A 24,219-nucleotide genomic window follows, 5' to 3' on the forward strand; every position below is an offset into this window, starting at 1 on the left:
CCAGCTTCTCCTTCAGGTTTGATACAGTATATATCGGCTGCTTTAAAAAGTTTTTAAAATAGAAGAAATTTCCTTCATGACATTTCTCTGTCTTTTTAGCTTTCATTGCCCAAGCCTTGTGCATAGTTTATAAAAAACAAGGGGGGCTTCAGATGATTATTGTATCCGGACAATGGCTCCGTCCCCAAGACATTGAAAACTGGCAAATTGACAAAAACCTGAATCCGCTGCTAAAAGAAATGATTGATACACCCGTTCAGTTTGATTATCATTCGATCGCTGAACTGATGTTTGAGCTTCATTTGCGCATGAATATCGTTGAATCGGCAAAAGCGCTGCATAAAAGCGGGGCGAAGTTCGCCACCTTTGTAAAAACATACGGGAATACAGCGTATTGGCGGGTTTCACCGGAAGGGGCTCTGGAGCTTAAGTATAAAATGCCGCCTTCAAAGGCGATTCGGGATATTGCAGAAAACGGACCGTTTTACGCGTTTGAATGCGCGACGGCAATCGTTGTGATTTATTACTTAGCTTTGCTTAAAACCATCGGAGAAGAAAAATTCGACGCAGCCTTTGACAGAATTATTTTATATGACTGGCATTATGAGAAATTGCCGATATATACGGAAACGGGACATCACTTTTTCCTTGGAGACTGTTTGTATTTTAAAAATCCTGAATTTGATCCGCAGAAAGCGCAGTGGAGAGGCGAAAATGTGATTTTATTAGAAAAGGACAAATATTTTGCTCACGGCCTGGGAATTTTAAACGCTCAGCAAATTATTGATAAGCTGAATTCTTTCAGACGAAAAGGAGCCGTACAGTCAGCTTATCTCCTTTCACAAGCGACCAGGCTTGATATTCCGTCTCTCTATCCCATCACCCGCTAAAAACCCCACCGTCTATTTTGGGGACGATGGGGTTTCAAATGCTTTTCGTTTTCGATAGAAAGGGGCTGTGCCGACATACTGGTTCGCAGCCCATTCCATTTTTTCAAGGTCATTTCTCGTCACGATGGGATCTTGGCTGCTCCACTTGATAAACCGGACAAAATAATACCCTTTGATGGGAGCCATTGTAACTTTTGAATGAGGCCAGTCTTCAAATACAAACTCAATTTTCCCTTTCTTTTTATAAGAATATTGAAGAATGTTCATCGTCTGTCACCTCTGTTAGTTACGTTACGATTGGCAAAGCTCAGCTATCAGCGTTTTCACGTCAGAGGGCCCATTGAGCAATCCGACTGATTGCCCTGCCCACAGAGACATGTGACCGGAATCTTTGGCTGCGGCGGCATGTTTTCTCATCGGTTTTGTTAACGTGTTTTGCAATGGATAAGGAAGTGTATTTGCCTCTTCAGCTTGTTGCTCTTTCATCCATTGGTTGACTATACCCCTTGCAGGCTTCCCCGAAAACAATGCGGTAAGGCGCGTGTCTGTTCCATGCGCTTCTTTTAATTCCTGTCTGTACGTTTCAGAGGCTTCGCTTTCCTCACACATAAGAAACGGAGTCCCGACCTGTACACCTTGCGCTCCGAGACAGTGAGCCGCTTGGACGCCGCGGCGGTCTGCAATTCCGCCCGCCGCAATCACGGGTACTGAAACAGCGTCTGCTGCTTGGGGAACCAGTGACATTAAGCCAATAGCAGACTCTCCGCTGACCGGCAGAAAAGAACCGCGGTGGCCGCCTGCTTCACTGCCTTGCAGCACGATGATATCCATTCCGCGCTCTTCCAGCAGGACGGCTTCTTGCGGCGAAGTAGCCGTTCCGATAAGACAGCAGCCATTTTTCTTTAATAAATGAATGCTTTCATCAGGCGGAATGCCGAACGTAAATGAACAGGCTCTTACATTGTATGTAAGAATCAGATTTATTTTTTGATGAAAATCCTCCCACTCTTCCTCCTCTAAAGGAAAAGCAGCCGCCTGTTCCGCAAACGGAATGTTCTGTTTCCATGTGTGAACCGTTTTATCGTCCGGTGTCTTCCTTTTTTCCGGCACAAACACATTTACCTGAAAAGCGCTGCTGGTCAATTCCTGCATCTCGATGATTTGTTTTTCAAGCGTACCTGGACTGAGATATCCGGAAGCGAGACTTCCGAGCGCGCCTTCATTCGACACAGCGGCTGCCAGTCGGGGTGTGACCAGGCCGCCTGCCATCGGCGCCTGAATGACAGGCTTTGATAATGATAGTGCTTTCATCCATTGAGTCATAGAAGCACCTCCAGTTATTCCATGATTTTGATATGGCAAGTTCGATGACGCGGGCCGTCAAATTCGCAGAAATAAATACCTTGCCACGTCCCGAGAATGAGACGCCCGTTTTCAATGATGACATGCTGTGAAGCGCCTACCGTACTGGACTTCATATGTGCAGCTGTATTGCCTTCCATATGGCGGTCCAGCTCATGGTCCCATGGATACATCTCATCAAATCTTCGGAGCATATCTCTTTTCACATCGGGATCGGCATTTTCATTAATTGTAATGCCCGCCGTCGTATGCGGACAGTAAATCAGCGCTGCTCCGCTTGCCACTCCTGTGTCTTGAAGAAACGCTTCCACCTCGTGAGTGATTTCAACCATTTCATCTCTTTTGTTTGTTTTGATTTGCAGAGTTTTCAGCATTTGTTTCTCCTTTCAATTCCCCTTCTCTTTGCATATTCGTTCTGTGTTCTTTTTTTCCTGTTAAACCAAGCTCATAAACCTGAAGAAAACAAAAACTCCAGCTTTTTTCTGGAGTTTTATTGCCATAGGTATACTCTGGCTTCATAAGGTTTTAACAGCAATGATGTCGTATGCTTGTGCGGTTCTGTTTCCATATTCGACAATAGAAGTTTGTCAGAAGATAACGGCAATGCAGGATATCTGCAGAACGCCGGCGCACCCGTCAGATTTGCCGCAATGAGCGCAGTTTGGCTCTCATTTTTGCGAAGGTATGCAAGGATTTGCTGATCTTCCGGTAAAATCAGCTCGTATTGCCCATAAATAAATACATCATATGTTTGGCGGAGTTTGATCAAGCTTTTGTAAAAGTGATAGACAGATGTGTTATCGTTTATTTGCGCCTCGGCGTTCAGCCATGTGTAATTGTCATTAACCCCAATCCATGGCTTGGCATCAGAAAACCCAGCGTGAGAAGAAGCGTTCCATTGCATTGGTGTTCGTGAATTGTCTCTTCCCTTTTTCCAGACTATCTTCATCACTTCCTCGTGAGAAGCGCCTTTTGCGGTCTCTATGTCATACAGCCGCTTCATCGCGACATCATCATAATCCTCAATGGAAGGAAACGCCACATTGGTCATGCCGATTTCCTGTCCCTGATAAATAAACGGCGTGCCTTTCATCAGAAAATAAACAGCGGCGAGCGCTTTTGCACTTTCCTTTAAGGAATTCCCGTCGTTTCCCCATACAGAAACAGAACGGGGCTGATCATGGTTTTCCATAAACAAAGCGTTCCAGCCGATTCCCTCCAAACGGTTCTGCCACTCTGTTAAAATCCGTTTGAAAGCAGCGATATCGATGCTTTCATTGACCTCTATATCCCACAGACCGAGATGTTCAAATTGAAAAATCATGCTGAAAATGCCGGATTCCTCCCCCGCCCACTCAGCCGCCTCCTTTGCCGCGACACCGTTTGCCTCTCCGACCGTCATGATCGGATAGCGGGAAAATGTGTTTTCCTTCAGCTCTGTTAAAAAATCCAATATGCCCTCAGCATTCATATGATAAGGAAAAGAAGGAACATAGGACAGCCCTTTCGGATTCGGCAGATCAGGCAGCCCTTCTTTTTTCTTAATATGAGAAATGGCATCCACCCGAAATCCGTCTATGCCTTTATCGAGCCACCAATTGACCATGTCATAAACGGCGTTTCTTACCTCTTGATTTTCCCAGTTCAGGTCTGGCTGCTTTTTATCAAAAAGGTGGAGATAATACTTGCTTGTCTGCTGATCATACTGCCAAGCCGATCCTCCGAAAATGCTTTCCCAATTGTTTGGCTCTTTTCCGTCTTTCCCGTCCTTCCAAATATACCAGTCGCGTTTTTGGGATTGTAAAGATGCACGTGATTCAATGAACCATGGATGTTCATCACTTGTATGATTCACGACAAGATCCATAATGAGCTTCATGCCAAGCTCATGAATATCATGAAGCAGCTGATCGAAATCTGCCATTGTGCCGAAATCGCTCAATATGTTTTTGTAATCTCTTATATCATAGCCGTTATCCGCATTGGGTGAGTCGTACAAAGGACAAATCCAAATCACATCGGCACCAAGTTCTTTTATGTACGGAAGCTTGGATCTGATTCCTTGAATATCCCCGATTCCATCGCTGTTTGAATCCTTGAAGCTGCGGGGATAAATTTGGTAGACCACCGCTTCCTTCCACCAAGCCTTTTTCATACAGCCACTCCTTCCTGCGTGTGCGGTTTTTATATCTTATGTAGAAAAAGGCCTTTGAAGCATTCATTTTTTCAGAAAAAAAGCCTCTTGCCGATGACAGGAGACTGATCAATTTTTCAGAAGCCTTTGCTCCTGATTTTCTTTGAGCTCAAAAAAACAGCCGCGATCCAGCCCGGCTGTTTTTGATTAAAACTCTGTTTTTTTGATTTCGACAAATCGAATGTGATGGTCTTCAGCGTCGAGGATTTTAAACTCGCAGCCCTCCGCCTGTATCACATCTCCTGCTTCCAGCTCCATTTTTTGCGTCAGAAGCCAGCCTGCAATCGTATCAATTTCTTCATTCTCAATGGCAATGTCGAGCAGGTCATTCACTTCATCTATTAGCGCTTTGCCATCCATCACATAATGGTGCTCGCCTTTTTTCAAAATATGCGGCGTTTCATCCTGATCATATTCATCACGGATTTCCCCGACAATTTCTTCGATAATATCCTCGACAGTTACAAGCCCCGCCGTTCCCCCGTATTCATCAACGAGAATCGCCATATGAATCCGTTCCTTCTGCATGCGGATTAAAAGCTGCTGGACAGGAATGCTTTCAATGACCCTGATGACAGGCCTCATAATTTGCTTCAGCTTAATCGGCTGGCCGAGAAAATACGCTTTAAACATATCTTTGCTGTTGATAATCCCTAAAATATGATCCTTATCTTCTTTGATGACAGGATACCGTGTATACCGTTCGTTAATGATGAGATGAATCGCTTCTTCAAGCGACTGCTCCAGAGAGATGACAGCGATTTCTGTTCGCGGAATCATAATTTCTCTCGCCACCCGGTTGTCGAATTCAAAAATCTTATTCACATAGCGAAATTCGGACTGGTTGATTTCCCCTTTTTCATAGCTTTCTGACAGGATCAGCCTCAGTTCCTCCTCGCTGATGACAACCTCATGCTCCTTGACTGAATGAAAGCCAAACAATTTCACAAGAAAACTTGCAGAGCCATTCAATGCTTTGATAAACGGATATGTGATTTTATAAAACCAGATCAGCGGCTTTGCAATCCATAAACTGACAGCTTCAGCCTTTTGAATGGAAACCGTTTTCGGCGCAAGCTCACCCATTACCACATGCAAAAAAGTGACGATGATAAATGCAATTACAAATGTGACAATGTGGTTAAACGGTTCCGGTATGCCTGCCGCTGTAAATAAGGGATGAAGAATGCGTTCAAATGTCGGTTCACCAAGCCATCCAAGGCCGAGGGCTGTAATTGTAATCCCGAGCTGGCAGGCTGATAAATACTCGTCAAGATTGGAGATGATTTTATGTGCGGCAAGCGCCCGGCTGTCTCCGCTTTCGATGAGCTGATTGATTTTTGAACCTCTGATTTTGACGATTGCAAATTCGGCTGCAACGAAAACAGCCGTAATGCCAATCAAAACAAAAATGGCGATCAATTGTAATATAAGCAAAAAAAGCCCTTACCATAAATGGTAAGGGGCCACCTCCTTAACGTTAATTCTCATTACGACCGTTTAAGAAGATCATCACAAAGCGAAGAAGTTCAAACAGGGAAACCAGGGCGGCGGCCACATACGTTAAGGCGGCGGCGCTCAGCACTTTATTTACCCCATTCTCTTCATTGTTCCGGATGAATCCTTCTGACACAATAATTTGCTTCGCGCGTGAACTTGCATTGAATTCGACAGGCAGTGTGATCAGCTGGAAAAAGACAGCGGCTGAAAACAGAATGATGCCAAGCCCGATCAAATTCAGGCTGCCGAGAAGCATGCCTCCTAAGAAAAGCAAAGGAGCTACACCGGATGCAAAATTCACGACTGGGAAAATTTTATGTCTCAGCACAAGCGCACCATATGACTCCTGATGCTGCAAGGCATGTCCGACTTCATGGGAAGCTACGGAGATGGCGGAAATTGAGCGGCCGTAATAGACCGGCTCAGATAAACGCACCACCCGTCTTGTCGGGTCGTAATGGTCTGTTAAAGCGCCTCTTACCGGTTCGACCGGCACGTCGTAAAGACCGTTTATATCTAGAATCCGTCTTGCCGTTTCTGCCCCTGTTCGACCGCTTGAGGCTTCCACTTTTGAATATTTTTCAAAGTTGCTCTTTACTTTAAATTGTGCCCAAAACGACAATCCCAATGCGGCTATTGTTAAAAATATAAACAGCATGTTTCATCATCCTTTTTTAAAGATCGTATGTTTCTTTATTACGATTATTTTAATGAGTTTTCTTTCTCGTGTACAGAAAAGCGCTTCTTCTTCCGTCTTGGCGCACACATTCCAATAAGCAAAAGGAACAAGCCGGCCGAAAACAAATAAAAAGAAAAGCCTCCAATCAGCTCTTTCAAAAAATGATGCCATGAGAAGCTATCGGAGAAGTGATTATACGAATTCAAGTCGAAAATAAACAAAATCACTGCGGATGCCGCAAGCTGCGTACCGATCAAAACCACGACGGTTCTTTGAATGATCGTCATCTGTTCAATCCTTTTTTCGCCTATTTGTTTTAGTTTATGGAGAAATCCGGTTTTATATGTTTTGTTCATTTTTTGAAAAACAATGCCGGAAGTGGGACATACTGTTATAAAAAGAGCACGGGTGTGATGAACATGAAAGTGACGAGCGAGGAAAAGGAACAGCTGAGTACAGCGATTGACCGGATGAATGAAGGGCTGGACGTATTTATCCAGTTTTATAATGAATCCGAAATCGACGAACCGCTCATTCAGCTGGAAGACGATACAGCTGATCTCATGAAGCAGGCCCGCGACCTGTACGGCCAGGAAAAGCTAAATGAGAAGCTGAATACGATTATTAAACAGATTTTATCTATTTCATTATCTGAAGAAGGGGAAAAAGAATGAAGTCAAACCGGATCTTTATTTCTTGGCTGAGATGGCCGTTATTTATCCGAATCGGGCTGATCATTCTTTTTCTGATTCTTTTGTTCGGGCAAATCATTTATTTACTTGAGCCCGAGCAGTTTACTTCCGTCTTCGAAGGTATTTGGTGGGCCGTGGTTACCATCTCAACAGTGGGCTACGGAGACTATGTGCCGCACACGCCGCTTGGTCAAGCAGCCGGAATGCTGCTGATATTCATCGGCGCAAGCTTTGTCACTGCTTACTTTGCCACCTTATCCGCTGCCGCTTTCAGCAAACAGCACCGCTACATAGAGGGAAAGGTCGCTTACAAAGGACGGGGCCATGTGATTATTATCGGCTGGAATGAAAAATCAAATCGCCTTTTGAGAGAGCTTCAGCTGGCGGCGCCCTCCAAGACAGTCGTTCTGATTGATGAATCGTTAAAAGAAGGGCCGCTCATTGAAAATGTCCATTTCATACGCGGACACGCCGCTGATGATGAAACGCTGAAACGAGCCAATATTACTGAGGCGGACACAGTTATGGTCACTGCCGACCAATATAAAAGTGAAGCGGAGGCGGACATGCTGTCGGTGCTGATTCTGTTATCAGTCAAAGGATTGAATCCGCTGGCTTACTGTATTGTCGAAATTCTGACAGACCGCTTTGTCACCAATGCAGAACGGGCAGGCGCTAATAAAATTATCGGGACGTCTAAGCTCTTAAGCCGCGTGATGCTGGAACATTACCGGGTCAAATTGCAGCTGTCTAAACCGCAAAGCTTAATCGAGCTGACACTCGATAAAAAAGTGCGGCTGATTTCGGTTCCTTCTGAACTGCATGGTGCCGCTTATAAAACATGCGTCCTCTATTTTCTTGATCACAACACCACTATTATCGGCATACAAAAAGAGGAAGGGCCTATGATTACCCCTCCTCTTTCATATAAAGTGCTTGAAACGGATCAGTTCCTTGCGCTTTAACCCAACAAAACATCCTCCAGCTCTTTGACAAGGGAGGCGCCGATATCCAAATACGCCGGATCAATCTCTGCGTCCCGTCTCTCGGGCTCAGAAAATTGATTAAACAGCGATTGAAACGGCCCTCCTTCAGCATGATCATCAAGGCCTGCCTGGAACACCTGCCTCAGCATAAACGGAGTTCCGATACGGACAGCTGCCCCGCGTTCATCCAGACTGCCTTGTATGGCATTGACGGGAATTCTTAAAAATAAATATCCGTCTCTATCATCAATTTTATAATCAAAATAGCCGTGGTCGTACTCCCAGCCGCCGTTTATCACATAACCGAGCGGCTTCATGACTTGCTCCAGCTCTTGAAGCAAGAAAGGCTGTCCATCTATCGCTGAAGGTATCGTAATCATCAAACTGCCCCTTTTTTCATTTATCCTGTCCCGCAGAACAAGACTTCATTCAGAGGCTGATTACATGGAAACCGTTTTTTCCTTTGCACGGCCAACCGAAAAGAAAGCGCATTCAATTAAGAGGTAAACAGTCATCGCTGCAGCAATCCCCGCTGCAGATTCCCATGAAACATAGACAACAGCTGCATAGAGTCCTAACTTTGTTAAAAGGGTGTGAGATCGCTTCAATTTCAGAAACTGGTGCACCGCATCGGTAAAAATGGCAAGCGGCAGCCCGATCAGAAGAAAGGTGTGGATAAAAAAGTGTGAGAGTGTGCCGCCAAGGGTGGAAGAAAACTCTGTATTCACGGCATCAAAGGATATGAGAATAACTAAAACAGCTGCAGAAAAACCCGCAATGATGAGATGTTTGACCATTTGTTTCATGAACATCAGCACCTTTCTGATTTTATAAAAAGCCGACCGGCAAATGCCAGTCAGCTTTCTTACATTAATCTTCGAGACGTTTTTCAAGCTCAGCTTTTTTCTCTTCAAAGCCAGGTTTGCCAAGCAATGCAAACATATTGACTTTATATGCTTCTACTCCAGGCTGGTCAAAAGGATTGACGCCGAGGAGATAACCGCTCATCGCGCAGGCTTTTTCGAAGAAATAAACAAGGTATCCAAAAGTATATGCATTCAGCTCAGGAATGTTGACGATTAAGTTCGGAACATTTCCGTCTGTATGAGCCAGCATTGTACCTTGGAATGCTTTTTTATTAACGAAGTCTACAGTTTTTCCGGCTAAATAGTTTAAGCCGTCAAGATCGTTATCCGCTTCTTCGATTGTCAGCTCGTGTTTAGGTTTTTCGACATTCAGCACCGTTTCGAACAAGTCTCTTCGGCCTTCCTGTACGTACTGTCCTAATGAGTGAAGGTCTGTTGAATAGTTGGCAGAAGAAGGATAAATGCCCTTCTCGTCTTTGCCTTCACTTTCGCCGAACAGCTGCTTCCACCACTCCGCAAAATATTGAAGCGCCGGCTCATAGTTGATAAGCATTTCAATCGTTTTGCCTTTATTGTAAAGCACATTGCGAACGACCGCATACTGGTATGCAGGGTTATCTTCCAATTCTGATGTGGCAAAATCCTTGCTCGCATCAAATGCGCCTTTCATCATGTCGTCAATGTTGACGCCGCTGACAGCAATCGGCAGGAGACCAACAGCTGTTAAGACAGAATAACGGCCGCCGACATCATCAGGAATGACAAATGATTCGAAGCCTTCTTCGTTAGAAAGTGTTTTTAACGCGCCGCGCTCTTTATCAGTTGTCGCGTAAATCCGCGCTTTCGCTTCTTCCTTGCCGTATTTCTCTTCAAGAAGCTTGCGGAAAATACGGAAAGCGATTGCAGGTTCAGTTGTTGTACCTGATTTAGAGATGACGTTAATGGAGAAGTCAACATCTTCGAGAAGATCCATGACATCTCTCATATAAGATGAACTGATGTTGTTTCCGATGAAAATGACTTGCGGATTGCCTCGTTTTGCTTTTGGCAGTGTATTGTAAAACGCGTGATTAAGCGCTTCAATCGCTGCCCGCGCACCGAGGTAAGAACCGCCGATACCGACAACAAGCAATACATCAGAGTCAGATTTGATTTTTTCCGCGCTTTTTTTAATGCGCGCAAATTCTTCTTTATCATAATGTTCAGGGAGGTCCACCCAGCCTAGAAAATCGCTGCCCGCTCCTGTTTTTTCATGAATATTATGGTGTGCTGTTTTTACAAAGTCGCGCAAATATGTAAGTTCATGTTCGTTGAAGAAAGTCAACGCTTTTGAGTAGTCAAAGCGTACATGCGTCATTGCTTGTCCCTCCATAACGGTATAATGTTTTCATCTTTCACTTTATATGAACTTATCTGTGAAATCAAGTCAAGAAGAAAGGACGGAATGACTGCATTCCGTCCTTAGAAATCAGAGTGACGCGCGAAGGATGGCAAGTACGTCATCTTTGTTCAGTTTTTGGAAGTTGCCGAAGCCGCCATGCTCCATTTCTTTGGCTGCGATATCAGCAATCAGTTCCAGTTTTTCCTCTCCGATATCATAGTCGGATAAACGGGAAGGCGCACCCAGACTTGTCCAGAACGCAGACAGCTTGTCGATTCCTTCAAGCACGATTTCTTTATCCGTTTTGCCTTCTGTATCAATGTCAAACATATTGAGCATAAGGTTTTTAAAGCGGCCGACATTTGTATTAAGCGTGTATCTCATCCAGTTCGGGAACAGGATCGCGAGTCCGCCGGCATGCGGAATATCGTAAACAGCTGATACGGCATGCTCCATAGTGTGAGAAGCCCAGTCGCCGAAGTAGCCCATTTGAAGCGTGCCATTCAGAGCGATTGTGCCAGCATATAAAATCGTTTCACGATGTTTGTAATTTTCCAGATCCTCCAATAGTTTTGGAGCTGTTTCGATTACCGTCTGCAGAACGGCAAAGCACATTCTGTCTTGCAGCGGTGTGTTTTCGACATTATGGAAGTATTGTTCAAACACGTGGCTCATCATGTCAACCATACCGTAAACCGTTTGATTTTCAGGCACTGTAAACGTATTTTCAGGGTCTAAAATCGAGAACCGCGGATGAGTTACATTGCTTCCCCATACAAATTTCTCGTTTGTTTCCCAGTTTGTAATCACAGAGTCAGGGTTCATTTCGGAACCTGTAGCAGCAAGGGTTAGAACGGTACCGAACGGCAGTGCATCTTCGGCTGTTACTTTCTTGCTGAAAATGTCCCAAGCGTCCCCGTCGTATTTTACTCCCGCAGCGATCGCTTTTGTGCAGTCAATTACACTTCCGCCGCCCACAGCAAGCAGAAAATCAATATCATGCTGTCTGCATAGGTCAATGCCTTTTTCCACAGTTGCAAGACGCGGGTTCGGCTCTACCCCTGGCAGTTCATAGACAGCGGCGCCTTCTTCTTTTAATATGCCTGTTACCTGGTCATAAAGGCCATTACGTTTAATGCTTCCGCCTCCGTAGACAAGCAGAACATTTTTACCGTATTGCTTTAATTCTTTTCTTAATTGTTCAAGCTGGCCTTTTCCGAAGATCAGCTTCGTCGGGTTATAATAAGTGAAATTTTCCATTGTAAAACCTCCAAATATTGCTGTATCAAAAAACAGATTAACAATTGTAACATAAGTCCAAAGAAAAAGGGAAACAGCCGGATCGGCTATTTCCCCCTTTTGTTATAGAGATGCTTTTAAAATAGCGAGTACATCTTCTTTGTTAAGTGATTTAAACTGGCCGAACGTACCGTTGGCCATTGCCTTGTCGGCAATTGTGTCGAGCTGTTCGTCATTTATATCGTAGTCAGCCAGACGGTTTGGAGCGCCTAGGCTTGTCCAGAAAGCAGACAGCTTGTCGATGCCTTCCAGCGCGATTTCCTCATCTGATTTTCCAGCTTCTTCTACATCAAACACACGCACCGCAAGCTGCTTCATGCGGGCTGGGTTTTCTGATAATGTATGTCTCATCCAGTTCGGGAAGAGAATCGCAAGTCCGCCGGCATGCGGAATATCGTAAACGGCTGAAACGGCATGTTCGATATTATGAGTTGCCCAATCCCCTCTTGCACCCATTGACAGCATACCGTTTAAAGCGATTGTCCCTGTGTAAAGAATCGTTTCACGCAGTTCGTAATTTTCAAGATCATTGATCAGCTTAGGCGCTGTTTCGATGACTGTGCGTAAAAGAGATTCGCACATGCGATCCTGGTAAGGTGTGTTTGATACATGGTGGAAGTATTGTTCAAACACGTGGCTCATCATATCAACCATTCCGTAGATCGTGTGGTTTTTAGGAACAGTAAATGTGTTCACTGGGTCCAAAATAGAGAATTTAGGGAACACGAGCGGGCTGCCCCAGCCATATTTCTCTTTTGTTTCCCAGTTGGTAATAACTGAACCTGCGTTCATTTCAGAACCAGTTGCGGCGAGAGTCAATACAGTTCCGAACGGCAAAGCTTCCTTCGGCTGGTGTTTTTTCGTTACGATATCCCACGCATCACCATCATACTTTGCCCCCGCAGCAATCGCCTTTGTACAGTCGATAACACTTCCGCCTCCGACAGCCAGTAAGAAATCAATGTTGTTCTCTTTGCAGATCGCAACACCTTTATTAACAGTCGACACACGCGGGTTCGGCTCTACGCCTGCTAATTCATGCACCGTGACACCGGCTTTATTCAGCTGTTCCATCACTTGATCATAAAGGCCGCTGCGTTTAATGCTTCCGCCTCCGTAGACTAACAATACATTTTTTCCGTAAGGTTTCAGTTCCTCCGGGAGTTTTTCAACTTCTCCGCGGCCGAAAATTAATTTCGTCGGATTCCAATATGTAAAGTTTTGCATGACATCTCCTCCTTAGATTTTCATTATGCAGAATGCCTGCGCTCCATGTAAAGCAATCAGCTCTTTCCGTTTTCAGCGTATCGGGCAGTTTTCATTTGCAAGATGCTGGGAAAGGAACAGGTACAAGCTGAGTTTGGGCTGTTTCGTCCGGCTACTCTCAATATGGAGAATGCATGTATAGATTCTCCAATTTGTCACAATCTATAACTGTTTTAATAATTCATGGAGGAGGTTGCAAAACATGAGTACAATTCAGAGAATTTGCCTTGTATTAACGATCATTGGCGCTATTAACTGGGGACTGATCGGATTTTTCCAATTTGATTTAGTAGCGGCCATCTTCGGCGGCCAAGGGTCAGCTCTTTCCCGTATTATTTACGGTCTTGTCGGAATCGCCGGCTTAATCAACCTCGGTCTGCTGTTTAAACCAAACGAGGAAAGATCACGTGAAGAGGCAGCAAATCCTGAAATGCGATAGGATAAAAAAGCACCGAACATTCCTGTCCGGTGCTTTTTCATGCTTATTTTTTGATAAGGTCTTTGCGGTTGGACATTTCGATCCACTCTTCAAGCTTATCTTTTAATGTGTTGAAACCTTGTGGTGCAGAAGCTTCTTCGCTTACTTGCGCAGCTTTAGGTTTTCTTGGTTTGCTTTCTTTTTTCTCAGGCGCAGCTTGTGTCGCACGAATAGAAAGGCTGATTTTTCCTTTTTCTTCGTCAACAGCTAGTACTTTTACTTGTACTTCGTCGCCAACCGAAAGGTGCTCGTTGATGTCTTTTACGAAACCGTGAGTCACTTCAGAAATGTGTACTAAACCTTGAGTTTCTTCATCTAATGCAACAAACGCACCATACGCTTGTAATCCTGTAACTTTACCAGTGTAAACACTGCCCACTTCAAATTTTGCTGCCATTCATAACAACTCCTAAGTTAAATTAAATATCTGTTTATACGCAATTTAAAATTATATCATACATGTTTCATTTCCGCAAAGGAAACTTTTTTATATGATATCAGGTTTAAGCATATCAAAAAGAGGGTATACTGCAAATACCAAAGGCTTTCTAGTATTCCCCCTTTTATTGGATGCGAACAAAAGGTTCGTATCTTTTTTTATGTTGTTTTGTGTAAGAAGCGCTTCATTCTGACCAATGCTTCTTGCAGCTGTTCAATTGATGTCGCATATGAACAGCGGATATATCCTTCTCCGCTCGGCCCAAACACATTACCGGGAACAACGGCTACTTTTTCCTGCATCAGGAGCTCCTCGGCAAACTGTTCTGAGCTCATCCCAGTGCTTTTGATGGATGGGAAAGCATAGAAAGCACCGCTCGGATGGTGGCAGCTGAGACCGATTTCATTTAGCGTTTCGACAAACAAATTACGTCTTCTCCGGTAGCTCTTTTTCATCTTTTCTACGTCTTCTATTCCGTTTTTTAATCCTTCAAGCGCTGCGTATTGCGCCATTGCAGGCGCGCACATCATCGCATACTGGTGGATTTTAAGCATCGCGTTGCGGATTTCTGAAGGCGCCGCGGCGAAGCCGAGTCTCCAGCCTGTCATGGCAAACGCCTTTGAAAATCCCGAAATGACAACCGTGCGCTCTTTCATCCCCGGGAATGCTGCTATGCTTGTAAATTCCTCATCGTATGTCAGTTCCGCGTAAATCTCGTCGCTCAGTACGATCAAATCATGTGTTTTGGCAAACTCAGCAATTTCATGTAACTCTTTCTTTGAGTAAACCGAGCCGGTCGGATTCGAAGGCGAACAAATGAGAATGGCCTTTGTTTTTTCGGTCACTGCCGCTTCAAAATCCTCAGCAGTTGCTTTAAAACCTTTATCAGCCGTCGTATGGACATGAACAGGGACGCCGCCTGTCAAAGACACAAGCGATTCATACGCCACAAAACACGGCTCAGGAATAATCACTTCCTCACCGGGGTTTACAATGGCGCGGATCGCAATATCCAAAGCCTGACTCGCCCCTACCGTCACAATCAGTTCATCGTCAGGAGAGTATGCAAGACCAAACCGGCTGCTGACATAACGGCTGATTTCCTCCCGCAATGAGTATAAACCTGCATTAGCGGTATATGACGTATACCCTTGTTCAAGGGAAAGAATGCTTGCTTCACGGACATTCCAAGCCGTTACAAAGTCAGGTTCTCCGACCCCTAAAGAAATAACACCTTCCATCGTTGCCGCCAAATCAAAGAATCTGCGGATGCCGGATGGTTTTATTTGTTGTACATAATCGGATAAATAAGAAGTCATTTACGGTGACACCACGATTCTTTTGTCGTCGTCTCCCGTTTCAAATACTTTGCCGTCATGCTTGTATTTTTTCAGGATAAAATGTGTTGTCGTAGACACAACTGAATCAAGCGTTGACAGTTTATCAGATACGAAACGCGCAACGTCAGACATTGAATTGCCGCGGATCACGACAGACAGGTCGTATACGCCTGACATCAGATAGACTGATTCTACCTCCTGGAACCGGTAAATCCGCTCCGCCACTTCGTCAAAACCGACTCCGCGCTTCGGAGTGACTTTAACATCAATCATGGCTGTCACGCCTTCATGGCCGTCCACCTTCCGCCAGTCGATCATAGCGGAATAATCGATGATAACCTTTTCTTTTTCCAATTTGTCAATGATCGCTTTTACTTCATTTACAGGGATACCGGCCATCTTTGCGATTGTTTCTAGGTCGGCGCGGCTGTTTTCGTCTAAAATTTCTAATATTTCTGTTTCTTTCTCGGTCAATTTCATTCAATTCACACCTTTGCAATGTCAAGAAATCTCATGACATTATATCACGTTTTTTGACGAATGCTAAGAAAAAACGAAGAGAAACTTCCGCTAGAACTGACAATTTCAGGGCATAATACAGGACATCCTATGAAGGGAGTGACGGCAAAATGGAGGCGGTTACACCAATAAGGCGTGTTAAAGTCGGAGGAGTACATGTATATTATGAGCACTATCAAAACCCGGGCAAACAAACAATTGTCTGCGTACACGGGTTTTTATCTTCTGCTTTCAGCTTCAGAAAATTAATCCCCTTGCTTCGGGACCAGTATGACATCATCGCGCTCGATTTGCCTCCTTTCGGCCAATCAGAAAAATCAAGGACATTTATATATACCTATCAAAACCTCGCCATGCTTATCATCGGACTCCTGGAGCACTTGCAAGTCAAACAGGCGGCGCTTGTCGGGCATTCGATGGGAGGACAGATATCGCTGTCGGCTGCTCTATTAAAGCCTGAGCTCTTCTCGAAGATTGTGCTTCTTTGCAGTTCAGGTTATTTAAAACGCTCGCACCCGACGATTATCTTCGGGACTCACCTCCCATATTTTCATCTTTATATAAAACGCTGGCTTTCCAAAGAAGGCGTGATGAAAAACTTATTAAATGTCGTCCACAACAAATCGCTGATTGACGAGACGATGATTGACGGCTACGGCAAACCTTTTCAAGATGAACAGATTTTCAAAGCAATGACAAGGTTCATCCGGCACAGAGAAGGAGATTTACAGTCTGAGGAATTGAAAAAGATCAACAAACCCGCTTTATTGATTTGGGGCGAGGAAGACAAGGTGGTTCCGTTGAAAATCGGCGAACGCCTGCACCGGGACCTGCCGGATTCCAAACTGTATTCATTGCGGGAAACAGGGCATTTGGTGCCGGAGGAACGCCCTGAATTCGTTTCCGAACGAATTGCAGAGTTTATCACAGAATAAAAAAACCGGTTTGTATACCGGTTTTTTCAAGGCGTGCAAGAGCTGCTGTCTTTAATGAACAGCAGCTGGCCAGCCACATTCCGGCAGCTGTCGATCGGAAGTGTTTGTTCAAAAGAAGCTTCGAAAATATGCTGTATGCTTTTCGCTAACACTTCAGGATCGTCTTCATCATAGACGGCCTGTACGACATCAACAGCCTCCGTTTCATAAAAATCTTCACCATATTTAAACGGGTCCCATTTGGCAATGACATTGATCATTTCCCTGACCGCTTGACTTTCTTCCATTTTCATCACCGCTTATAATAAAATTTGCAGATCTATTTTATCATAGTTACGCTAAGAAAAATAAACATACATAAGAGGTGGAACAGAATGAACTTTGACAAACAAGAACAGCGCCTCGGCACCCAATCCGTCAAATGGGACAAGACGGGCGAATTGTTCGGCGTGACAGACGCACTCCCGATGTGGGTGGCGGATATGGATTTTCGTGCGCCGGAAGCGATAACAGAAGCATTAAAACAGCGCCTAGAACAAGGGATTTTCGGATATACAGCTCCAGATCAGAAAACAAAAGATGCAGTGTGTGCATGGATGCATAACCGGCACAGCTGGAAGGTGAACCCGGAAAGCATTGCATTCAGTCCCGGTGTTGTCACAGCTTTGGGCATGGCGGTACAGGCTTTTACAGAACCAAAGGATCAAGTGATTGTCCAATCCCCTGTCTACACGCCTTTTTACCATATGATTGAGAAAAACGGCCGGCGTATTTTACATAATCCGCTTAAAGAAAAAGACGGAACATATGTAATGGATTTTGAAGATTTGGAGACAAAAATCAGTGATCCGAGCGTCAAAATGTTTATTTTATGCAATCCGCATAACCCTTCAGGGCGTGCCTGGGGCCGGGAAGATTTGCTGAAGCTCGGCGAATTATGCCTGGAACACGGCGTTACAGTCGTTTCAGATGAAATTCATTCCGATTTGATGCTCTACGGAAATACCCATACACCGTTTGCCTCTCTTTCTGACGATTTCGCTGAGATTTCTGTGACTTGCGCAGCACCGAGCAAAACGTTTAACATCGCGGGTTTGCAGGCGTCAGCAATTATTATTCCAGACCGGCTGAAGCGCGCTAAATTTTCAGCAAGCCTGCAGCGAAACGGTTTAGGCGGATTAAACGCGTTTGCCGTGAGCGCAATCGAAGCCGCTTACTCAAAAGGCGGGCCGTGGCTTGATGAACTGATTTCATATCTTGAGAAAAATATGGATGAAGCGGCCGCCTTTTTGACCAGCGAGCTCCCGAATGTCAAGATGATGAAGCCTGATGCGTCTTACCTGATCTGGCTCGATTTCCGCGCATACGGCCTGTCTGATGCGGAGCTGCAGCAAAAGATGCTGCACAAAGGGAAAATTATTTTGGAGCCCGGCAAGAAATACGGCCCTGGCGGAGAAGGATTTATGCGTTTGAATGCAGGGTGCCCTCTGGCAACCTTGCAGGACGGACTGCGCCGGATAAAAACAGCGTTGGAGTAAATATTCGTCACAAACGCCTTTACGCATCAATCGTAAAGGCGTTCTTTATAAAGAAATTTTGTATTTTACTTCTAATGATAAGTGTTATAATAGATTCATATTTTATACGAAAGGATTTCACTCGAATGGAAATTCTAAAAGACTATCTCCTGCATATTTGCTTTATTTTGTTTCCCATTCTTCTTTACCAAGTGTTTTGGCTTGGAAAACCTTCAATCCTTGTACCAAAAATCAACAACGGATTGGTCACGTTATTTGCATGCGGCGCCTCCGTTTTATGCATTATCTTCCCTATACAGGAAATGGACTACATCCAATACGGTCTTCAAATCATTCCTGTCATCATTTGTTTATTTTACATAAACACTGCTTCCGGGCTAACAGTCGCCGCATCCGTCTTATGTTTTGAACTGCTGTTTTTTGAGCCTTCCGCCATTTTTGTTTTCACTTTGCTGCCTTTTCATATCATCATCCCAATTTTGCTTCAAAAAAAGTGGCCATTCATGTCCAAAGCGAGAAAACTGCTGCTGTCTTTATTCATCGGTTGCTTGGAGATCTTCTTATTTTTCGCCTCCATCTTGGTTTTTTCCGCCGTGAATATTTTAAATTTTCAAAATTCCGAATCCTTATATTATGAGGCAGCTGTATCGGGTTTGTTCCGCTGCACCGTTCTTCTTTTAAGCATTTATATTATAGAAAGCATCGCAGAAAATATCGCCCTGCGTTCCCAGCTTATTCATTCGGAAAAAATGGAGATTGTGAGTGAACTTGCGGCAAGTGTGGCTCATGAAGTTAGAAATCCGCTGACAGTTGTCCGGGGATTTGTCCAGCTGCTTTTTAATGATGAATCCTTTCAAAACAAATCCAGTGCGGATTATAAAAAGCTTGTGCTGTCAGAGCTTGACCGGGCTCAGGGCATTATTACAAATTATCTTGATATCGCCAAACAGCAATTATATGAAAAAGAGATTTTTGATCTATCTTCTCTTATCAGAGAGACGAGCTCCCTCATGATTTCGTATGCCAATTACAAATCTGTGACAGTAGAGGCGGACGCCGAGCCGGACCTTTTGGTATACGGGGATGCAACAAAGCTGAAGCAGGCTGTGATCAACCTCATGAAAAACAGCATTGAAGCCGTTCCCCCGGGTAAAGGGGTCATCCAAGTTTCAGCCAAAAGAAGCGGCCATATGATCGTAATCAAAATCTCAGATAACGGTGTCGGCATGACGGATCACCAAATGCAGAAGCTGGGTGAACCTTATTATTCTTTAAAAACGAACGGAACGGGACTTGGACTGACTGTGACGTTTTCCATCATTGAACATCATCACGGTACCATTTCGTTCAGCAGCAGCTTTCAAAGAGGAACCATTGTGACGATCAAGCTCCCTGCCGACCTTCCTCACTAGCAAATCAATTGGAACTTTTATAGAATGAATGCGAGGTGATAACAGATGAGTACATTTGAGAAAGGCTCTATCGTAAAAGGATTTTACAAAACAGGTGTATACATAGGAGAAATAACAGATTGCAGACCGCAGCATTATTTAGTCAAAATCAAGGCGGTTCTTACCCATCCCGCTCAAGGAGACCTTCACAATCCAAAACAGGCAGATGTGCCGTTTTTCCATGAGAGAAGAGCGCTCGCTTTCGGCGAACAGACCAATATCCCTCATCATATGGTGAAGCCCTATGACAGTGAAGTGCCGGATTATAACGAGTCTTTGCGGGAAGCGGTTGCACAGCTGAGAGCCAAACTGACCGGAGATGATTCAGAATGGGCAAAGCGCTCCCTGAACAATCTGGACGTTTTAGAAAAAGAATACTTTACCCGGCCATAACCCAGTCTGACGAAAGATTGGGTTTTTTATGTGGCGCGCCGGAACAGTTCAGATAAATCAATCCTCTCGCCGATTGTCGGCGGTTTTGGTTTTTCAAGATACTGCTTATCCTGCTCGACAAGCTTAAAAAGCTTATAGGCTGTAAGAGCATCGTCAAGCGCCTTATGATGGGTGCCGGTTCCTTTATCTCCGTACTCTTCCGCGGCCTTCCACAAGCCGGTCAGTGTCCGGTCTCCAAAAAAGTTTTTATATTCAAGCGATAAATCTCTCATCTCCCCTTTAAAAGGGAAAGGAATATGGTTAAACATACAATTTTGCTTCAGCACTTTCATATCCATGTTTCCCCACGTGATGATCGTGCATTTTTTTTCAGGATCAAGCTCATTTAATTTACGGATAAAGTCCTCGAACCTCATCCCCTCATCTACCTGGTTTTGCGTAATGTTTAAAAATGATCTGCAGCGTTTCGTCAGCTTGGGGAATTTTTTCGGCCTGATATAACTCGAAAACGTCTCAACTACTTCACCATTAACCGACTTTACAATTCCTGCTTCAATGATTTCCGGAAAAAAATTTTGCGGACTGTATTTTCCTTCGGGCATCGTAAATTCGAAATCAATAATGAGTAAGTTGCCTGCCTCCACTATTTTTACACCTGCCTTTCCTCCGATCAGAAGAATGCTATCTTTATAGTATATCAATTCTCCTTCTCTTCATTTCTTCATTTTCTAAAAATAATGAATTTTCCCAGCCGCATTGTTTCTTTTAAATGGTGCACTGTTTCTTTATAATTAGTAAGGAACCCGAAATAATAAGAAGGTGATGTTATTTCTATCCGCAAGAAAAACTTTGTCATTGTGTGGCTGGCGAATTTCTTTGTATCAGCCAGCACAACGATGATCGTCCCTTTTCTCTCCTTGTATATTGAGACGCTCAGCACCTTTTCCAACGGCTTTGTGCAAAGGTGGAGCGGTTATGTGTTCGGCATTACATTTTTAATGGCTTTTTTGGTATCCCCATTCTGGGGGCGGTTCGGAGACAAACGCGGTTACAAGAAAATCCTTTTGACAACCGGAACCGGCATTGCCGTCAGCATTTTATTAATGGGCTTTGTCACGTCGGTTTATCAATTGTTTTTTCTGCGTATGGCAATGGGGCTTGTAACCGGATTTATCCCGACATCCCTTGCGATGATTTCCGCACAGACGCCTAAAAGCTCAGCCGGCAAAACGCTTGGCACGCTCCAAATGGGGCAAGTGTCCGGAAGCTTGTTCGGCCCGCTTTTGGGAGGCGTTCTTGCTGACCACTTCGGCTTTACGTATACCTTTTTTATCACATCCTTTGTGATTTTCTCAGCCGTTCTTCTCGTGTTATTCGGGGTCAAAGAACAGCCGCTCACAGAGAAGATAAATAAACGTCAGTCTTATACGAGAAAAGAAGTGCTCTCCTATATTTTTCACCAGCCCGCGCTTTGGGTCATGATGCTGTTAACCATGCTGATTCAAACAGGAAATTTCAGTATCCAGCCGTTGCTCGCTTTATATGTAAACGAGCTGCACGGATCTGACAATCTGGCCTTTTTCTCCGGCATGGCATTTTCGGCAACCGGACTCGGCAGTTTGCTGCTGGCAAGAAAATGGGGAGATTTAGGAGACCGCTACGGCCACCGCCGCATTTTAATCGGGCTTTTAATCGCCGCCTCTTTATTTTTTATTCCGCAGGCACTCGCTTCTTCATTCAGTGTGCTGCTAGTTTTCAGGTTTTTATTCGGGATGGCGATGGGCGGCCTTCTGCCATGCATCACGGCGGCGATCCGCGTTCAGGCTCCCGGCTCCATCCAGGGAGAAGTCCTCGGCTACAATGTCAGCTTTCGCTTTTTAGGAAACGTTCTCGGACCTCTTCTCGGCGGTATTATATCAAGTCACTTCAATATCTCTGCAGCCTTTTATGTCACAGCATTTCTCTTTTTCGCAGGTGCCTGCCTGCTTTGGATCATGAAGAAATTCCAAAAAGAATCGTATGCCAAAGCAAGCTGATTCTCAGCAAAAATTGAGGAGTCTTCTAAATTTAACCTTCTCGTAAACTCAAAAGAATGGTACGATATGGCTAGAATTTAGGAGAAAAGAGAGTGACCATGTTACGAAAAATGATCGGATGGATTTTGCTCCTTTGCATAATCCCATTGTTTGCATTTACAGTTATCGCTTCCGGAAAAGAAGTAAAACAAATGAAGTCCCTGGATCAGGTGCTTGATAAGAATATTGATTTGAAAGAGATCAGCCTTGTTCAGAACAGCTACATGTACGACAGGGACGGATCTCTGGTCTCGGAAATCGTCAGCGATGATGAGAACCGTGTGCTGGTTCCCTTCAAGAAGATTCCCGAAGAAGTCAAACAGATATTTTTAACGTCCGAGGACCGCCATTTTTACGAACATAAAGGCTTTGACTTTATGGGGATGGTGCGGGCGGCCGCTTCCAACGTGAAGGACAAAAAGATTGACCAGGGGGCCAGCACCATCACACAGCAGCTTACAAGAAACTTGTATTTGAGCCACGAGCGCTCCTTCAGCCGCAAACTGACTGAGCTTGCGTACTCCTATCAGCTTGAGAAAAAGTATACGAAAAATGAGATTCTTGAAGCCTACTTAAATACGATTTATTTTAATAACGGCGTTTATGGCGTCGGATCAGCTGCTGAATTCTATTTCAGCAAACCGCTGAAATCTCTCACACTGGGAGAAATGGCTTTTATTTGCGCTATACCTAATAACCCTACATTATATGATCCTCTCAAGCATTTTGACTACACGAAAAGCCGTCAAGAACGCTTGCTTAAAGGGTTAAAAAATGCCGGAGTCATTACGGACAAAGAGCTGAAAAAAGCCGTAAAACAAAAAATCAAACTGGATGTCGAAGAGAAAGAAGACAAATATCCGGACTACGTTTCCTACGTAAATGATGAATTCACTCAACTAGTGTCTGAATCTGAAGGCTTTGATAAGCGTCTTCAAAAAGCGTCAGGAAAACAAAAAGACAAGATAGAAAACGAGCTGTCCGCCAGAGTCAGCACACTTCTGAAAGATGGCGTAAAAATTTATACCGCACTTGATCCGTACATGCAAAATCAAGTCGTGGCACAAATGAATTCGAAGCTTCCGTATGCGGGCGTACAGGGCGGAGCGGCTGTGATTAATCACCAGACGCATCAAGTTGTCGCTCTATCCGGCGGCAAAAACTATCGCAAGTATGATTTTAACCGTGCCTACCAAGCATACAGACAGCCAGGGTCATCCATTAAGCCGCTTCTCGATTACGGACCTTATATTGAACAGACAGGTGCGACGGCAAGCAGCACAATTGATGCCGGCAAATTTTGCAGCAGGGACTACTGTCCGCAAAACTACAATAACCGCACATACGGCACAGTAACGCTCGATACAGCGTTTAAAAACTCGTATAATACACCGGCCATCAGAATGCTGGACCGCGTTGGCATCCAAAAAGCATTCAGCTATATTGAGCCGTATCATTTTTCAAAGCTTGTCAACAGCGACTATCTTCTGCCGGCGGCGCTTGGCGGATTTACACACGGCATGACGCCTCTTGAGATGACAAAGGCGTATACAACATTCGGCAACAGCGGAAGCTACTCGCCGAGCCACGCGATTACAAAAGTGACGGATTTAAAAGGAAAAACGATTTATAAATGGAATGACAAAGCGACACAGATATTCAGCGTCCGCACAAACATGCAGCTGAAAAAACTGATGTCTTCCGTTGTTAAAAGCGGGACAGGGAAAAAAGCATATTTCAAAGCGCCTTATATCGGCGGTAAAACGGGAACCTCAAATGATTATCATGATATGTGGTTCGTCGGCCTGACAGATACGTACACAATGGGTGTCTGGGTCGGAAAAGATACACCGAGCAGCGTTGAATACCTTCACAGTATCAGCCCTCAGCTTTCCATCTGGAAAGGAACGCTGCAGGCAGCTTATTAAAGAATCGG

28 protein-coding genes are annotated in these 24,219 nt (G+C 44.5%); 10 read left to right on the forward strand and 18 right to left on the reverse strand.

The features are described 5' to 3' along the window. The first annotated feature begins 152 nt into the window (after positions 1 to 152). Positions 153 to 890 (forward strand): protein-glutamine gamma-glutamyltransferase, encoded by a 738-nt coding sequence (locus tag WA325_RS14895; RefSeq protein WP_044158904.1) that lies wholly within the window; start codon positions 153 to 155, stop codon positions 888 to 890. A 12-nt stretch (positions 891 to 902) separates the two neighbouring features. On the opposite strand, the gene WA325_RS14900 is transcribed toward WA325_RS14895, so the two are convergent. From WA325_RS14900 to WA325_RS14930, 7 genes are all read right to left on the reverse strand, one after another. After that, the gene (locus WA325_RS14900; protein ID WP_024122638.1) at positions 903 to 1,157 is read right to left on the reverse strand and encodes a hypothetical protein; all 255 of its coding nucleotides are present in this window, start codon (positions 1,155 to 1,157) and stop codon (positions 903 to 905) included. A 24-nt stretch (positions 1,158 to 1,181) separates the two neighbouring features. Continuing rightward, a complete protein-coding gene (locus tag WA325_RS14905; protein ID WP_336183886.1) occupies positions 1,182 to 2,213 on the reverse strand; it encodes a nitronate monooxygenase in 1,032 nt (343 codons plus the stop codon). Between the two features lie 14 nt (positions 2,214 to 2,227). Further along, positions 2,228 to 2,626: a secondary thiamine-phosphate synthase enzyme YjbQ gene (locus WA325_RS14910; protein ID WP_105991662.1), complete on the reverse strand. Its 399-nt coding sequence runs from the start codon at positions 2,624 to 2,626 to the stop codon at positions 2,228 to 2,230. A 116-nt stretch (positions 2,627 to 2,742) separates the two neighbouring features. After that, positions 2,743 to 4,407: a glycoside hydrolase family 13 protein gene (locus tag WA325_RS14915; protein ID WP_336183887.1), complete on the reverse strand. Its 1,665-nt coding sequence runs from the start codon at positions 4,405 to 4,407 to the stop codon at positions 2,743 to 2,745. A gap of 186 nt (positions 4,408 to 4,593) precedes the next feature. Next, positions 4,594 to 5,883 carry a hemolysin family protein gene (locus WA325_RS14920; RefSeq protein WP_024122642.1) on the reverse strand — a complete coding sequence of 430 codons (1,290 nt, stop codon included), beginning with the start codon at positions 5,881 to 5,883 and terminating at the stop codon, positions 4,594 to 4,596. A 43-nt stretch (positions 5,884 to 5,926) separates the two neighbouring features. Further along, positions 5,927 to 6,604 carry a zinc metallopeptidase gene (locus WA325_RS14925; protein WP_024122643.1) on the reverse strand — a complete coding sequence of 226 codons (678 nt, stop codon included), beginning with the start codon at positions 6,602 to 6,604 and terminating at the stop codon, positions 5,927 to 5,929. Between the two features lie 44 nt (positions 6,605 to 6,648). After that, positions 6,649 to 6,912 (reverse strand): hypothetical protein, encoded by a 264-nt coding sequence (locus tag WA325_RS14930; RefSeq protein WP_059335356.1) that lies wholly within the window; start codon positions 6,910 to 6,912, stop codon positions 6,649 to 6,651. Between the two features lie 132 nt (positions 6,913 to 7,044). Between WA325_RS14930 and WA325_RS14935 the strand changes: the two genes are divergently transcribed. Both WA325_RS14935 and WA325_RS14940 read left to right on the forward strand, forming a co-directional pair. Beyond that, a complete protein-coding gene (locus tag WA325_RS14935; RefSeq protein WP_024122645.1) occupies positions 7,045 to 7,299 on the forward strand; it encodes a protein mistic in 255 nt (84 codons plus the stop codon). Next, positions 7,296 to 8,282 (forward strand): potassium channel family protein, encoded by a 987-nt coding sequence (locus WA325_RS14940; protein WP_336183888.1) that lies wholly within the window; start codon positions 7,296 to 7,298, stop codon positions 8,280 to 8,282. Before WA325_RS14935 ends, WA325_RS14940 begins: the two co-directional genes overlap by 4 nt. Here the strand turns inward: WA325_RS14940 and WA325_RS14945 are convergent. From WA325_RS14945 to WA325_RS14965, 5 genes are all read right to left on the reverse strand, one after another. Continuing rightward, positions 8,279 to 8,683 carry a YugN-like family protein gene (locus WA325_RS14945; RefSeq protein ID WP_024122647.1) on the reverse strand — a complete coding sequence of 135 codons (405 nt, stop codon included), beginning with the start codon at positions 8,681 to 8,683 and terminating at the stop codon, positions 8,279 to 8,281. The genes WA325_RS14940 and WA325_RS14945 overlap by 4 nt on opposite strands. 60 nt (positions 8,684 to 8,743) lie before the next feature. Beyond that, entirely contained in the window at positions 8,744 to 9,115 is a 372-nt protein-coding gene (locus WA325_RS14950) for a hypothetical protein (RefSeq protein WP_336183933.1), read from the reverse strand. 58 nt (positions 9,116 to 9,173) lie between these two features. Beyond that, complete coding sequence (locus WA325_RS14955) at positions 9,174 to 10,526, reverse strand: glucose-6-phosphate isomerase (RefSeq protein ID WP_024122649.1); 1,353 nt, start codon at positions 10,524 to 10,526, stop codon at positions 9,174 to 9,176. A gap of 111 nt (positions 10,527 to 10,637) precedes the next feature. Beyond that, positions 10,638 to 11,810 (reverse strand): iron-containing alcohol dehydrogenase, encoded by a 1,173-nt coding sequence (locus WA325_RS14960; protein WP_336183889.1) that lies wholly within the window; start codon positions 11,808 to 11,810, stop codon positions 10,638 to 10,640. Between the two features lie 102 nt (positions 11,811 to 11,912). Then, on the reverse strand, positions 11,913 to 13,076 hold the full coding sequence (locus tag WA325_RS14965) for an iron-containing alcohol dehydrogenase (protein ID WP_326139994.1): 1,164 nt from the start codon (positions 13,074 to 13,076) through the stop codon (positions 11,913 to 11,915). Between the two features lie 241 nt (positions 13,077 to 13,317). Between WA325_RS14965 and WA325_RS14970 the strand changes: the two genes are divergently transcribed. Further along, positions 13,318 to 13,554: a DUF378 domain-containing protein gene (locus WA325_RS14970; RefSeq protein WP_003220771.1), complete on the forward strand. Its 237-nt coding sequence runs from the start codon at positions 13,318 to 13,320 to the stop codon at positions 13,552 to 13,554. Between the two features lie 43 nt (positions 13,555 to 13,597). On the opposite strand, the gene yugI is transcribed toward WA325_RS14970, so the two are convergent. The 3 genes from yugI to WA325_RS14985 form a co-directional block, all read right to left on the reverse strand. Further along, complete coding sequence (gene yugI, locus WA325_RS14975) at positions 13,598 to 13,990, reverse strand: S1 domain-containing post-transcriptional regulator GSP13 (protein ID WP_019259312.1); 393 nt, start codon at positions 13,988 to 13,990, stop codon at positions 13,598 to 13,600. A gap of 200 nt (positions 13,991 to 14,190) precedes the next feature. Further along, positions 14,191 to 15,351, reverse strand: a complete 1,161-nt coding sequence (locus tag WA325_RS14980; RefSeq protein WP_059292656.1) for an aminotransferase — start codon at positions 15,349 to 15,351, stop codon at positions 14,191 to 14,193. After that, positions 15,352 to 15,852, reverse strand: a complete 501-nt coding sequence (locus tag WA325_RS14985; protein WP_024122653.1) for an Lrp/AsnC family transcriptional regulator — start codon at positions 15,850 to 15,852, stop codon at positions 15,352 to 15,354. Between the two features lie 149 nt (positions 15,853 to 16,001). Here WA325_RS14985 and WA325_RS14990 point away from each other — a divergent pair, with 149 nt between their 5' ends. After that, positions 16,002 to 16,826: an alpha/beta fold hydrolase gene (locus tag WA325_RS14990; protein ID WP_336183890.1), complete on the forward strand. Its 825-nt coding sequence runs from the start codon at positions 16,002 to 16,004 to the stop codon at positions 16,824 to 16,826. Positions 16,827 to 16,852: 26 nt separating this feature from the next. On the opposite strand, the gene WA325_RS14995 is transcribed toward WA325_RS14990, so the two are convergent. Further along, positions 16,853 to 17,113 carry a YugE family protein gene (locus tag WA325_RS14995; protein WP_024122655.1) on the reverse strand — a complete coding sequence of 87 codons (261 nt, stop codon included), beginning with the start codon at positions 17,111 to 17,113 and terminating at the stop codon, positions 16,853 to 16,855. A gap of 87 nt (positions 17,114 to 17,200) precedes the next feature. Here WA325_RS14995 and WA325_RS15000 point away from each other — a divergent pair, with 87 nt between their 5' ends. From WA325_RS15000 to WA325_RS15010, 3 genes are all read left to right on the forward strand, one after another. Next, on the forward strand, positions 17,201 to 18,364 hold the full coding sequence (locus tag WA325_RS15000) for a MalY/PatB family protein (RefSeq protein ID WP_105991656.1): 1,164 nt from the start codon (positions 17,201 to 17,203) through the stop codon (positions 18,362 to 18,364). 125 nt (positions 18,365 to 18,489) lie between these two features. After that, positions 18,490 to 19,776 (forward strand): HAMP domain-containing sensor histidine kinase, encoded by a 1,287-nt coding sequence (locus tag WA325_RS15005; RefSeq protein WP_336183891.1) that lies wholly within the window; start codon positions 18,490 to 18,492, stop codon positions 19,774 to 19,776. A gap of 45 nt (positions 19,777 to 19,821) precedes the next feature. Beyond that, positions 19,822 to 20,208 (forward strand): kinase-associated lipoprotein B, encoded by a 387-nt coding sequence (locus WA325_RS15010; RefSeq protein WP_059334744.1) that lies wholly within the window; start codon positions 19,822 to 19,824, stop codon positions 20,206 to 20,208. Positions 20,209 to 20,234: 26 nt separating this feature from the next. On the opposite strand, the gene kapD is transcribed toward WA325_RS15010, so the two are convergent. Next, entirely contained in the window at positions 20,235 to 20,852 is a 618-nt protein-coding gene (gene kapD / locus WA325_RS15015; RefSeq protein WP_336183934.1) for a 3'-5' exonuclease KapD, read from the reverse strand. Positions 20,853 to 20,929: 77 nt separating this feature from the next. Further along, positions 20,930 to 21,133 (reverse strand): hypothetical protein, encoded by a 204-nt coding sequence (locus WA325_RS15020; protein WP_044160312.1) that lies wholly within the window; start codon positions 21,131 to 21,133, stop codon positions 20,930 to 20,932. Here WA325_RS15020 and WA325_RS15025 point away from each other — a divergent pair. After that, positions 21,036 to 22,244, forward strand: a complete 1,209-nt coding sequence (locus WA325_RS15025; protein WP_308315553.1) for a multidrug efflux MFS transporter — start codon at positions 21,036 to 21,038, stop codon at positions 22,242 to 22,244. The two genes, WA325_RS15020 and WA325_RS15025, sit on opposite strands and share 98 nt — an antisense overlap. A gap of 92 nt (positions 22,245 to 22,336) precedes the next feature. Beyond that, positions 22,337 to 24,211, forward strand: a complete 1,875-nt coding sequence (locus WA325_RS15030; RefSeq protein ID WP_083244502.1) for a transglycosylase domain-containing protein — start codon at positions 22,337 to 22,339, stop codon at positions 24,209 to 24,211. The last annotated feature ends 8 nt before the right edge of the window (positions 24,212 to 24,219 follow it).

Origin of the sequence: Bacillus sp. 205(2023) (genome assembly GCF_037027485.1) — a bacterium.
Lineage (GTDB): Bacteria > Bacillota > Bacilli > Bacillales > Bacillaceae > Bacillus > Bacillus halotolerans.